The organism is Aquimarina sp. MMG015 (genome assembly GCF_018100855.1).
GTDB lineage: Bacteria > Bacteroidota > Bacteroidia > Flavobacteriales > Flavobacteriaceae > Aquimarina > Aquimarina latercula.
Window position 1 is genome coordinate 41,130 of the sequence record NZ_JAGJEB010000012.1, and the last position, 12,649, is coordinate 53,778.

Genomic DNA, 12,649 nt, shown 5'->3' on the forward strand with positions numbered 1-12,649 from the left:
GCAATCTTGTCTATTCTATCGAAATGATTGTGATTTTGTTTTAGGTAAATTTATAATTTTTAAATCAATAAGAGTCAGTGTAGAAAATTATAGTTTATTTTTATTGATGAAACACATAATTCAACATAATGAAGAAGATATATTTATTCACGATTTTAATTTCAATTTTTTATAGTTGTAATCAAAAAAATAATTCTAACACAGAAATTATATTTCATGACACACATGAGCCTAAAAAAGTGAATGCTCCATTTTCTGATGCTGTTCAAGCAGGTAATTTGTATTTCCTTTCTGGACAAGTAGGGATGAATCATACAACACGTAAATTGGTAGACGGCGGTATAGAAGCTGAAACTAAACAAACCTTAGAAAATATAAAAGCGGTATTAGAACATCATAATATGAATATGAATGATGTAGTAAAGTGTACAGTTATTCTCTCTGATATTAACGATTTTACAGCATTTAATAAGGTTTATAAAACGTATTTCCCTAATAAACCAGCAAGAACTACGTTTGCTGCCAAAGGATTAGCGGTGGGAGCAAAGATTGAGATAGAATGTGTTGCAGCTAGAACTAAGTAAAAGAAATACTTAATACGGATGAAAGAATTCCTAAACTTACTTTAGGATTACTAATTCATTATCTACCTTTGCATCCTTATGCAAGAAAGTACAGAGACATTGGTGAATGAGGGAAAGATGCTTCCTCTTATGGAAGAATTTTATACCATACAAGGAGAAGGGTATCATAAAGGTACTGCTGCTTATTTTGTTAGAATTGGAGGATGTGATGTTGGATGTCATTGGTGCGACGTTAAAGAAAGCTGGAACGCTGCTCTTCATCCACCAACTTCTACTGCTGTAATTGTAGATAATGCTATAAAATATAGCAATGTAATTGTAGTAACGGGCGGAGAACCTCTTACTTGGGATATGTCTGAACTTACGAAAGGCTTAAAGAGTAAAGGTGCTAAAACCCATATAGAAACTTCTGGAGCGTATCCTCTTACAGGTAATTGGGATTGGATATGTCTTTCTCCTAAAAAAGTAAAACTTCCTACTAAAGAAATATATAGTGAAGCTCATGAATTAAAATGTATTGTTTATAATAACAGTGATTTTGATTTTGCTGAAGAGCAAGCTTCTCAGGTTTCGGATGATTGCGTATTGTATTTACAGCCGGAATGGAGTGTTAGGGACAAGGTAATTCCTCTAATTGTAGAATATGTGATGAAAAACCCTAAATGGAAGGTGTCTTTACAAACTCATAAGTACTTGAATATTCCTTAATTAGGTCATATAAAAACATAGGTGTTTTATGGTTTTTGACGTTTTTCGATGGTCTGTGCTCTTTTGTATGTTAATGATTATGGTTAGACCGTAGTTTTGTAGGATTTTTCCCTTCTATTGAAATGTAATTTTGTAAGATAAAACTTTCTTTTTTATTTTTTAGCCTCCCTTGATTTACGTTTTTTAACGTATATAAACAAGTGTTTAACTAATTGTTAAATGATAGTTATCTTTTTTTTTGATTTTATAGAAAGATGTTTTTAATTTTATGTAAGTAATTTAAAAACAGATTTTTATGAAAAACTTATACTCTATTTTTGGGCTTGATTTTAGAATGTTTATTGATTTTGTGAGAGATCTTCCGAGTGCTTCCCGTTATGCAATGCGTAGATAATTTTAAGTTCAACATCCCGTATTAATTTATAAGTAAAAGATTACAACAATTTGTAATCTTTTGTTTTTTATAAAAAGTTTTATGAACTACATTTTATGTAAATGTAATGTTCAATATGTGTGTTTACATTTGTTTTCTCTTCAAAATCTTAATAGTTATTTATTTAATTGTTTTTAAGTTGTTTATGGTGGTGTAAATAATTAAAAATATTAACCTGTCCACGTAAAGATGAGATAGAAATAAAAATAACTAATCGACATTAGGGGGATTAGCCCCTAGTTTTACTCTTTTGGTTGTAGGTTAATTCCTTTTAAAATAGTTGTTTTAAATGGTTTTTTGTTGTTATGTCGTGTAAAATAAGTTGTACGTCTAAAATATTGAATTCTAGGTGTTAATTTTTTTTATTGATTTGAGTTTGCGATTTATATTTGCATAACAAATTAAAAATCAAATAATTATGAGATACTTTTACACTATATTCAAAATAGATTTTAATTCATTGAAGAGTTTTTTGAGAGAATTACCATCTGCTAGTAGTAATGCTATACATAGATAATCGGTTAGTATTATATAGTTGGGGAAACAAGGTTATTTAAAATTGAATGCTAATCATTCTATAAAACTATAAATCTATTGGTAATATAATTTGATATAGATTTAATAGTAACACCAAAAAGTAGGAATAAATTTTACTAGTATAATTGAAAAACATGTTTTTAATCGGTAAAATTTCACTTTATATCTAAAAGTTCTTACATTTTTTGTTAAAAAGGTTGATTTAAAGTCTTTTAGATGTTATCTTGTAACTAAATAAATTGGAAATATTATGGGGCTATTTTACACTAAATTCAGATTAACTTTTAGGATTGTCATGGACTTTCTTAAAGAATTACCGGGGGCATCTAGTAATGCTATCCACAGATAGTTATTATTTCAGTGAAATAATTTAACCTTTTTAGTCAGAAGGTTATTAAAAATAAAAAAGAGGTTGAATTTTTCAACCTCTTTTTTATTTAATATGTTTTTGTGTATTATTTCTAATTATAGAAAGGAACTTCTACTCTAGTAGTTTCCCACCCCATAACCATATGGTATCCTTTGTCTACTTTTTTGAAAGCAATAGAAAAAGCTTCTAACTCATCACCTTTTCCCGCAGGTACTTTAATTCTAGCGACATCCTTACCTTCATCGTAAGAATATGCTCCCCATACATCTAAATCGGAATTAAGAATGATAGTCCATTCTTTTTCTCCAGGAATAGTAAATAAAGAATATGTGCCAGCTTTTACTGTTCCATCTCCTAATTTCATATCTTTAAAAAGTTTTATCTCAGTAGCTTCATCAGCTCCTGTTCTCCAAACTTTTCCGAAAGACACCTTGTCTCCAAGCATAGTTCTACCTTTCTTCTGGGGTCTACTATAAATTACTTTGATATCTGGTTTTGCATTTCTATCTGTTTTTGCATAAGAGATATCCGTCGGACTTTTCTGCAGTCCTGCGAATTTTTGAGCATTAATGGTGCTGATTGTTCCTAAAAACATAACAACAGCTAAGAAGAGTGATTTTTTCATAATTCGTGATTTTATTTTCTTAATTGTCGTAAAGATATGTAGGAACATACATGGGAAATGTTAATCCTCTCATTAAATTCTGTTAAAAGAGTTAAATAACAACTTGATAGTTTTGATAGGTTTTTTACGTTGTAATAGTTTTATTTTTTAACTAATAAGTGTTTATTTGTTTTAATTTGAAGTTAAAAACAAGTTTTATGTTTAAATAATGTAGCTAAAAACGCATCTTTGACTTCTCAATTAATAGAAAAAGAAGAATATGTGTGGAATAGTTTGCGCTTTTGAATTAAAAGAAAAAGCAGATGTGTTAAGACCTCAGTTATTAGAAATGTCAAAAAAGATAAGACATAGAGGTCCGGATTGGAGTGGTATTTATGCAGATGATAAAGCTATATTGGCTCATGAAAGGCTTGCGATAGTTGATCCTGTGTCTGGTAAACAGCCCTTGTTTAGTGAAGATAATAAGTTGATTTTGGCTGCTAATGGCGAAATTTATAATCACGGAGAAATTCGTAAAAAGTTTGATGGTTTTTATAATTTTCAGACAGAATCTGATTGTGAAGTTATTTTGGCTCTATATAAGGAAAAAGGCTCTCAGTTTTTAGATGATCTAAATGGTATTTTTGCTTTTGCACTTTATGATGCTGAGCAAGACTCATATTTAATAGCTCGTGATCACATGGGGATTATCCCTCTGTATATGGGTTGGGATCAGAATGGTACTTTTTATGTTGCTTCAGAATTAAAAGCACTAGAAGGTGTGTGTACTAAAATAGAATTATTTCCACCTGGTCATTATCTAGATAGTAAAAAAGGAGAATTAACTAAATGGTATGTTAGAGATTGGTCTGATTTTGAAGCTGTAAAAGATAACCAAACTAGTATCGATGAGTTAAGAGAAGCTTTGGAAGCTGCAGTTCATAGGCAATTAATGTCAGATGTGCCTTATGGAGTATTACTTTCTGGAGGATTGGATTCTTCGGTTACCTCAGCAATAGCTAAAAAATATTCAGAAAAAAGAATTGAGTCAGGTGATACTAAAGAAGCTTGGTGGCCTCAATTACATTCTTTTTCAGTTGGTTTGGAAGGATCGCCAGACTTGGAGGCTGCACAAAAAGTAGCAGATCATATAGGAACAATACATCACGAAATAAAATTTACAATTCAAGAAGGACTGGATGCTATTAAGGATGTGATATATAATTTGGAAACTTATGATATTACAACTATCAGAGCGTCTACACCTATGTATTTAATGGCAAGAGTTATTAAGTCTATGGGAGTAAAGATGGTCTTATCTGGAGAAGGTGCGGATGAGATATTTGGAGGATACTTATATTTTCACAAAGCACCAAACTCAAAAGAGTTCCACGAAGAGACAGTGCGTAAGTTGGATAAGTTACATATGTATGATTGTCTAAGGGCAAATAAATCTTTAGCGGCATGGGGAATTGAAGGACGAGTACCATTTTTGGATAAAGAATTTATGGATGTTGCTATGCGTATTAATCCACAGGATAAAATGATTAACGGAGAAAGAATGGAGAAGTGGGTTATTCGTAAAGCCTTTGAATCATATTTGCCGGAAAGCGTTGCTTGGAGACAAAAAGAACAATTTTCTGATGGTGTTGGGTATAGCTGGATAGATACTTTAAAAGAAGTAGTAGATGCTGAGGTAACTGATGAACAAATGGCTAATGCTCATTTTAGGTTTCCAATACAAACACCACAGAATAAAGAAGAATTTTACTATAGATCAATTTTCGAAGGACATTTCCCAAGTGATGTTGCGGCATTGAGTGTTCCTCAAGAACCTTCTGTCGCCTGTAGTACAAAAATAGCATTGGAATGGGATGAAGCTTTTAAAAACATGAATGATCCTAGCGGAAGAGCAGTAGCAAATGTTCATGACGATGCATATTTATTAGATGAAGTTGCACAATAGTAATAGAATAAAAAGAAATTTAAAAATTTCAGCTTGAGTCGCTGAAAGTTGAGTTAATTGAGATGTAAAACCCCAAGAATTTTCTTGGGGTTTTTTACATGTTTGTAATCAATAAATATTTTTTGAAGATAGAGATAACTGCATTGTAGTTAGTGATTTTCTTATAAAAAGAATTAATTATCTAGGGCTGTTAAAATAATAAGTTTAACTATTTTTTGGGGAATATACCGTGTTTTTATAATTAGATTTATGAGAAATTTATTGTGTGTGTTAGTTATCGAGTACTAAAACATTTTAAGTTGTCAAGTATCAAATTATCAATTTTGTTAATAGGGTGTAAGTCGTGAACATCTTTGAAATTTTCGCAGCATATTTTAATTTTCTACTATGTTAAAAAATATTTTAAAGCTCAATACGACTCAACAATTAAGTAAAAAAGAATAACAAGCAATTAACGGAGGGTTTATACCATCGGCGTGTACTTTCCCTGGGGTACCACCTTTCGGTGGTCCTTGTGCGTGTATTATTAATGGACAAGTGTGCAGAGTACAAAGCGACTATATTTGTTTGGATGGGACAGATCCTATTTGTCCTAATTTTTAATAATATTTATTTCTTGTACATAATTTAATAATCACTATTTATTGAATTATATCAAATAAGAATAGGGCTACATTGCAATGTAGCCCTATTGTTTTAGTTAGGTAAATAAAGTGATTATTAACTTCCGCAACGGCCTTGATTAGACCATCTTCTATTGCTTTGTAGTAAATATAAATATCCGTTATACGTAACTTGATCACCAGGTGAGTAACTTGTGTTTCCGTTATAGGCGTCAATACCATCACAGATGTCCGCTGGTTGAGTTTCTCCACATTCTCCTAAACGATTCCAGCTGTTAAAATCTCTTTCATATAAAAAACCTTGATAAATAACTTTGTCTCCAACACTGTATCTAATGTTTCTAGACCATTCGTCTATTCCATCACAGATGTCATTTCCGTCACTATCACCATCACCATCTCCGTCACCATCTCCGTCACCATCACCAGCTGGATAAATAATATTAGTCCCCTCGATGTCCCCAGTAGATAAACGACCATTAAAAGGTATGCGATTTCCTGCAGACGTAAGCATAACTGGTTGCCCATTTTTACTAAATGTAAAACTGCTATAGATCATGATAGAATTTATATCAAATGCACCAGGATTAACAGAATTGTTTGTTATTCTGAATTGGCTTATAGCTCCGTTCTGAATGTTTTCAGGTAGTATGTTTACGAATTGATCTCTATCACTACGATTTTGTTCGTGGATATACCCAAGAGTATGACCTATTTCATGAATCATGACTCCGGTGCCTGTTCTGGTACCTATAGTGATTGTTCCTCTGTTTCCATTTACACCAAGATTTGCTCTTCCGCAATTACAAGTTTGGCCATCATTTTGAATAGTTACATAGTAATTTTCGTTAGTTCTTTCTTTAAATCTAATATTGGTCTTAGAAGACCATTCTTCCATAGATGCTATAGTGACTGAAATTTGATTAGAAGTTAAGCTGTTATCCAACACGTAAATCACAGTGTTATTCGGCCATTTTGTGATTCCAGGAAAAACTCCAAGCCTTTCAACTTCTTCACCAGGTACAGGATCTTCATTGAAATTACCATTATCAAATTGACTTTCAAAATACTTAGTGTCACCAGATAAATATTCTCCATTGCCTAAGTCTTGAACATAAATAGCTTCTCCTAGAAAGGACTTTTTTAGAAGTTCAATATCATTGTTTTCCTCATTGCTAATTTCTTCATCAAAATTTTCATTTGTACAAGAACCTATTGTTAGTCCTAGACAGATAAAAGCAATTTTGCCTAAATTCATTAAATTTTTAGTCTTCATTTTTAAAAATTAAATTTGTTGATTGTGTGTATTTCCTTTAATTCGACTACATCTGTAGTCTGGTTGGTTTAACGGAAGTAAGTTGTATTATTGTGAATAACGTCCTTTAATTAAGAGGCGTTTATTATTCGTAAGAGTTGGGTGAGAAAACGTAAAGATATTAAGGGAGAACATTATTTTAATATTGTTGTTTGCTTTTAGATTTATTTTCTGATGAAGAAAATAAATCTGCATTTTTGTAAAAGATTCTTTTTGATGTTAAAGTGTTTGTTTACAAAGCATTGTATTTGTTTTAGGAGAATTATATAAAGTATTAATTTAATCTTAAATCGATTTTAAGGCTGTTTTAATCACTTTTAAGGAGTTTTTTTCTTTTCCTAGTCTTGTTCTTAACTAATTGTTGATAACTCTTTAAATCATACCTTATAAAACCCTTTGAACATTTAGCTGTTTTTTTATCTTTGTTTGTTGACCAAAAATTGTAATAAATAAAGCTGATTTATGAGCGAAGAAGCAAAGAAAAATAATTATTCTGCCGATAGTATTCAGGCGTTAGAAGGAATGGAGCATGTACGCATGCGTCCATCCATGTACATTGGAGATGTAGGGACTAGAGGTTTGCACCATTTGGTATATGAAGTTGTGGATAACTCCATTGATGAAGCATTGGCTGGTCATTGTGATGCTATCGATGTTACAATAAATGAAGATAATTCCATTACTACTAAAGATAATGGTCGTGGTATTCCTGTAGGGATACATAAAAAAGAAGGTGTCTCGGCTTTAGAGGTTGTAATGACTAAGATTGGAGCTGGTGGTAAATTCGATAAAGATTCGTATAAAGTATCTGGTGGTTTGCACGGAGTAGGAGTTTCCTGTGTAAATGCACTATCTGATCATTTACATGCTATTGTACATAAAGATGGTAAGGTTTGGGAACAAGAGTATGAAAGAGGAAAACCTTTATACCCTGTAAAATCCACTGGAGATACTGATTTTAATGGTACAATTGTTACTTTTAAACCTGATCCTACTATTTTTCAGCAAACTCTAGAGTATAATTATGATACTTTAGCAAGTCGTATGCGTGAGTTGGCATACCTTAATAAAGGTATTACAATTATTCTTACGGATAAGAGACATACTGATGAAGAAGGGAATCACGTTTCTGAAACTTTCCATTCCGAAGAAGGATTAAAGGAGTTTGTGAAATTCTTAGATACCAGTCGTAATGCGATCATTGGCGATGTAATTTCAATGGAAGGAGAGAAGAATGATATTCCAGTAGAAGTTGCTATGATTTATAATGACTCTTATGCAGAGAATCTTCATTCATATGTTAATAATATTAATACGCACGAAGGTGGTACGCATCTTTCAGGTTTTAGAAGAGGACTTACTTCTACCTTAAAGAAATATGCAGACGCTTCTGGTATGCTTGATAAGTTAAAATTCGAAGTAGCAGGTGATGATTTTAGAGAAGGGTTGACAGCAATCGTTTCTGTAAAAGTGGCTGAGCCGCAATTCGAGGGACAAACAAAAACTAAACTAGGAAATCGAGAAGTTACTTCTGCAGTTTCTCAAGCGGTTTCTGAAATGTTAGAAAACTATCTTGAAGAAAACCCTTCAGATGCTAAAACGATTGTTCAGAAAGTAATTTTAGCAGCTCAAGCACGTCACGCAGCTAAGAAAGCTCGTGAAATGGTACAGCGTAAAACGGTAATGAGTATAGGAGGGTTGCCTGGAAAGTTATCTGATTGTTCAGAACAAGATCCAGCTTTGTGCGAAGTGTTCCTTGTCGAGGGAGATTCTGCAGGTGGAACTGCAAAACAAGGACGTGATCGTATGTTTCAAGCTATTTTGCCACTACGTGGTAAGATTTTGAATGTAGAAAAAGCAATGCATCACAAAGTCTTTGAGAATGAAGAGATAAAAAATATATTCACGGCTCTTGGAGTTACTATTGGTACAGAAGAAGATAGTAAGGCACTTAACCTTTCTAAATTAAGATACCATAAAATTGTAATTATGTGTGATGCCGATGTGGATGGTAGTCATATATCAACTCTGATTCTTACATTCTTTTTCCGTTATATGAAAGAATTGATCGAAGCAGGTCATATTTATATTGCCGCACCACCGTTATATTTGGTTAAGAAAGGTGCTAAAAAGCAATATGCTTGGAATGATGATCAACGAGATATGATTGTTAAAGAATTTGGGGAAAATTCTAAAATTCAACGATATAAAGGTCTTGGAGAGATGAATGCTGAACAATTATGGGATACTACTATGAATCCAGAGTTTAGAACGATGCGTCAGGTAACAATTGATAATTTAACAGAGGCGGATAGAATCTTCTCTATGTTAATGGGAGATGAGGTGCCGCCACGTAGAGAATTTATTGAGAAAAATGCCGTTTATGCAAACATTGATGCGTAATGTAAGTGTTATTAAATAATTTAGAATGAAATCCGTTATACTATGTATAGCGGATTTTTTTATATATTGTCCCGCCTATTAAACCCAAATCTTGTGAAATGAACAGACCTAAAATGTTTGAATACTTTTTCAAATATTATTAGTTTATGTGCATTCCATCTGATTATTGAACAACCATAGATAGAAACAGATGAAAAAAACGATACTACTTTTTACGATGCTTTTGTTTAAAGTGTCATATTCTCAAACTAATGTAGATCAGTTATTAGAATTAGGTATAGAAAATGCACAGCGTTTTAGTACTGATTATTTTGCTCCGGCAGGAGAATTGTTGGTAAATAGTATGTCTAATGGTTGGTATAAAACTGCCGAAGTAAAAAAGTTGTGGCGTTTTGAGGTAGGTTTTATCGGAAATCTTTCTTTTGTAAGAGAAGAAAAGCAGTCATTTATTCTCAATACAGCAGAATATGAAGGTTTAGAATTTAGTGAAGGTCCTTCGAGTCAGTTGGTGGCTAATGCTTTTGGTGGAAATCGTGGAGATATTTCGGTGGTTTTGGATCAAGGACAATTAGGGCAAGTGGAAATTACACTTCCAGATGGGATTGGTGGAAAAGAAGTAAATATTGCACCCACAGGATTTCTTCAGGGGTCTATGGGGATATCAAGAAGCACAGAGATTAAAGCAAGATTTTTACCAAAAATTGCTGTGCGAGAGAACACAGAAGTTTTTCTTTATGGATTGGCAATTCAGCATGAATTGACGGATTGGATTTTTTCTTGGAAAAGACTTCCTTTTAGATTTTCTGGATTAATAGGGTATACTAATGTTAGAGGGTTTTATGATTTTACCGCGGATAGTCAGATTGATGGGGCAGATCAGGAAATACGATTGAAGTCTAATTCATGGTTGGTTAGTGGTATTATTTCAACGAAGCTTCCTAAATTTAATTTTTACGGTGGTTTTGGGTATTATGCAGGAAATAGTAAAGCAGATATTTTGGGTACTTATGAGATTCAAAGAGGTCCACTAGCTAGTCAAACTGTTAAGGATCCAATTTCTGTAAATAATAAAGCTTCTGGACTTAAAGCCACTATTGGAGCTAATGTGAAATTAGGTTTTTTTAGAGCCAATTTAGATTATACGCTTCAGAACTATCAAAATCTCTCTATAGGATTGAATTTTGGTTGGTAATTTAACTAAGAATTCACAAACAAAATCGTTAAAGAATTTGTATTTTCGCGCTGATATTGAAGAGATTCAATATACCAAGATAATATTAATCAAAATTATATAGAGATAATGAAAGTTACAGTAGTAGGAGCTGGTGCAGTAGGTGCAAGTTGTGCCGAGTATATTGCCATTAAGAATTTTGCTTCAGAGGTAGTATTGTTAGATATTAAAGAAGGATATGCAGAAGGTAAAGCAATGGATTTGATGCAAACAGCTTCTTTAAACGGGTTTGATACTAAGATAACAGGAACTACAAATGATTATTCTAAAACTGCAGGAAGTGATATTGCTGTAATTACATCTGGTATTCCGCGTAAACCTGGAATGACACGTGAAGAATTGATTGGTATTAACGCAGGGATTGTAAAATCAGTTTCTTCTAGTTTGATTGAGCATTCTCCAAATGCAATTATTATTGTAGTGAGTAATCCAATGGATACAATGACATATTTAGTACATAAAACTACAGATCTTCCTAAGAATAGAATTATTGGTATGGGTGGAGCTTTAGATAGTGCTCGTTTTAAGTATAGATTAGCTGAAGCATTAGGAGCTCCAATTTCTGATGTTGATGGAATGGTGATTGGAGGACATAGTGATAAAGGTATGGTGCCTCTAACTAGATTAGCGACAAGAAATAGTGTTCCGGTTTCAGAATATATCTCTGATGAGCGCTTAGAGCAGGTTGCTGCTGATACTAAGGTTGGTGGAGCTACACTTACCGGATTATTAGGGACATCAGCATGGTATGCTCCAGGAGCTGCAGTATCAGGATTAGTTCAGGCTATTGCTTGTGATCAGAAAAAAATATTCCCTTGTTCCACGTTGTTGGAAGGTGAGTACGGCTTAAATGACCTTTGTATAGGAGCGCCTGTAGTGCTAGGTAAAAACGGAATCGAAAAGATTGTAGAAATTAAACTTAGTGATGCTGAAAAAGCTAAACTTGCAGAGAGTGCAGAAGGAGTTAAGAAAACTAATGGATTATTAGAATTATAGTCTAATAATATCCTTTATATAGAATTGCCAAAGAGTTGCTATTACATAGTAACTCTTTGTTTTTTTATAACTTTAAATGTTTGTAATAAAATAAAATCATAGCCACAGAGTTATTTAGTTTTTCTAAGAAGATATTTGTTGTAAGACTTTAGAAATGCAGTTTTAATTTTTTTATATTTGCGATCATGAAAAAAGAATGGTACTTCAAAATTTTGATTACTGCATTTGCACTATTAGTTGTGATGCAGCATCAAACTGTAGTGCCTAATCAAGAAATTGTTCTTGAGTTTACTGATGTTGAGGTTACTTCTTCAGAAGCGCAAAACGCAATTGCACTTGTGAAAAAACAATTGGAATCTATTGGGGTTAGAAACACTCGGATTTCAAAGGATTTAAATAATGGTAAGCTTAAGATAGCTTATTATAGTGATGCTGATGTAGAAAGTATCAAAGAAATACTGTCTAAAGAACAAGGTGTTGCCTTAAATCATATTTTATTTGATCAGAATAGTGCAGACGACCAATTTCCGTTCAACAAAAATTCTTCGGACTATAATCTAGATGTTTATAAAATTCAAAAAAGTACAGACTCCAATACGGATTTTAATGGAATTTTTGTTCTAGAGGTTAAACAAAAACAGGATAGAGCTTCAGGTTTTTATGCACATAGTTTTGTAGCCGAAAATGATATTGATCATTTAGCTAGACTAACAAAATTAGCTCAAAAAGTTAATAAATCTATTGCAATCACAATAGATAATATTTCTTATAAAATTCCTGAGGTAAGAGCAGGACCAATTTCTTAATTAAGGATATATTAATTTTAATATTCCTTACATCTCCAATTTTTAGGAAGTCAGATAAGAAGAAAGTAATTGA

The 12,649-nt window shown here is 32.5% G+C and carries 9 protein-coding genes; 7 read left to right on the forward strand and 2 right to left on the reverse strand.

Annotation, left to right across the window (positions count from 1 at the left end):
* The first annotated feature begins 128 nt into the window (after positions 1 to 128).
* Positions 129 to 584, forward strand: coding sequence for a RidA family protein (locus tag J8L88_RS19435; protein ID WP_211061613.1), 456 nt, complete (start codon positions 129 to 131; stop codon positions 582 to 584).
* Between the two features lie 78 nt (positions 585 to 662).
* Positions 663 to 1,292 (forward strand): 7-carboxy-7-deazaguanine synthase QueE, encoded by a 630-nt coding sequence (locus tag J8L88_RS19440; RefSeq protein WP_118389512.1) that lies wholly within the window; start codon positions 663 to 665, stop codon positions 1,290 to 1,292.
* A gap of 1,431 nt (positions 1,293 to 2,723) precedes the next feature.
* On the opposite strand, the gene J8L88_RS19445 is transcribed toward J8L88_RS19440, so the two are convergent.
* Positions 2,724 to 3,257, reverse strand: coding sequence for a DUF2911 domain-containing protein (locus J8L88_RS19445; RefSeq protein WP_118389514.1), 534 nt, complete (start codon positions 3,255 to 3,257; stop codon positions 2,724 to 2,726).
* Between the two features lie 259 nt (positions 3,258 to 3,516).
* Here J8L88_RS19445 and asnB point away from each other — a divergent pair, with 259 nt between their 5' ends.
* Positions 3,517 to 5,202 carry an asparagine synthase B gene (asnB, locus tag J8L88_RS19450; RefSeq protein WP_027393724.1) on the forward strand — a complete coding sequence of 562 codons (1,686 nt, stop codon included), beginning with the start codon at positions 3,517 to 3,519 and terminating at the stop codon, positions 5,200 to 5,202.
* A 720-nt stretch (positions 5,203 to 5,922) separates the two neighbouring features.
* Here the strand turns inward: asnB and J8L88_RS19455 are convergent.
* Complete coding sequence (locus J8L88_RS19455) at positions 5,923 to 7,101, reverse strand: M12 family metallopeptidase (RefSeq protein ID WP_211061614.1); 1,179 nt, start codon at positions 7,099 to 7,101, stop codon at positions 5,923 to 5,925.
* Positions 7,102 to 7,602: 501 nt separating this feature from the next.
* Between J8L88_RS19455 and gyrB the strand changes: the two genes are divergently transcribed.
* The 4 genes from gyrB (at position 7,603) to J8L88_RS19475 (ending at position 12,576) form a co-directional block, all read left to right on the forward strand.
* A complete protein-coding gene (gyrB, locus tag J8L88_RS19460) occupies positions 7,603 to 9,543 on the forward strand; it encodes a DNA topoisomerase (ATP-hydrolyzing) subunit B (protein ID WP_027393727.1) in 1,941 nt (646 codons plus the stop codon).
* Between the two features lie 190 nt (positions 9,544 to 9,733).
* Positions 9,734 to 10,735, forward strand: a complete 1,002-nt coding sequence (locus J8L88_RS19465) for a DUF6588 family protein (protein ID WP_027393728.1) — start codon at positions 9,734 to 9,736, stop codon at positions 10,733 to 10,735.
* A 108-nt stretch (positions 10,736 to 10,843) separates the two neighbouring features.
* Complete coding sequence (gene mdh / locus J8L88_RS19470; protein ID WP_211061615.1) at positions 10,844 to 11,770, forward strand: malate dehydrogenase; 927 nt, start codon at positions 10,844 to 10,846, stop codon at positions 11,768 to 11,770.
* A 185-nt stretch (positions 11,771 to 11,955) separates the two neighbouring features.
* Positions 11,956 to 12,576, forward strand: coding sequence for a hypothetical protein (locus J8L88_RS19475; RefSeq protein ID WP_211061616.1), 621 nt, complete (start codon positions 11,956 to 11,958; stop codon positions 12,574 to 12,576).
* Positions 12,577 to 12,649: the final 73 nt, after the last annotated feature.